Source organism: bacterium (genome assembly GCA_020440705.1).
Taxonomy (GTDB): Bacteria; Krumholzibacteriota; Krumholzibacteriia; order LZORAL124-64-63; family LZORAL124-64-63; genus JAGRNP01.
This window is the reverse complement of the sequence record JAGRNP010000302.1, coordinates 1-618: the sequence shown is the minus strand read 5'-3', so window position 1 is coordinate 618 and position 618 is coordinate 1. Positions and strand designations below refer to the sequence as shown.

At 69.1% G+C, this 618-nt stretch carries 1 protein-coding gene; it reads right to left on the bottom strand.

Features of this window, described 5'->3' with window-relative positions; all coding sequences use genetic code 11:
• A partial coding sequence (locus KDM41_18495) for a hypothetical protein (GenBank protein ID MCB1185414.1) occupies nucleotides 1–618 on the bottom strand: 618 nt, incomplete at both ends.

Here is a 618-nt window from a genome sequence, read left to right as displayed (position 1 = left end):
GTGCACGAACTGGCTGCCCAGGTAGAGGGCCGAGGGGTCGAGGGGGTCGAGGCTCAGCGCGGCGTTCCAGTTGAACCGCAGCGGCACGCCCCCGGGATGCACCGGCTGGATCCCCACCTGGCGGCCCGTGGCGCGGTCGAAGACCTGCAGGTTGCCCCCCTGGGACATCGAGTAGCCGTAGCGCTCGCTGGTGGGGTCGTCGAAGACGGAGAAGCCGTCGCCGCCGCCCACCCGGCGCCAGTGGGCGTTGAGGATCCCCTTCGACTCCCAGACGTCCGTGGGACCGTACCACGACCCGTTGTCCTGCAGGCCGCCGTAGACGTTGAACGGCACGGCGTCGTCGAGGGAGATGTGGTAGAACTGGGCCAGGGTGAGGTTTTCCACGAAGCGCCAGTTCTGCCCGCCGTCCCACGTGATTCCGATGCCGCCGTCGTTGCCCATGATCATGTGGCGGCCGTCGCCGGGATCGATCCAGAGCTCGTGGACATCGCCGTGGAGGATCCCGGACGACACCATCGTGCGGAACGTCCGCCCCCCGTCGTCGCTCACCTGGGCCGAGGAGTGCAGCGAGTAGAGGCGGTTCGGGTGGGCCGGGTCGACGCGGAGGTCGGCGTAGTA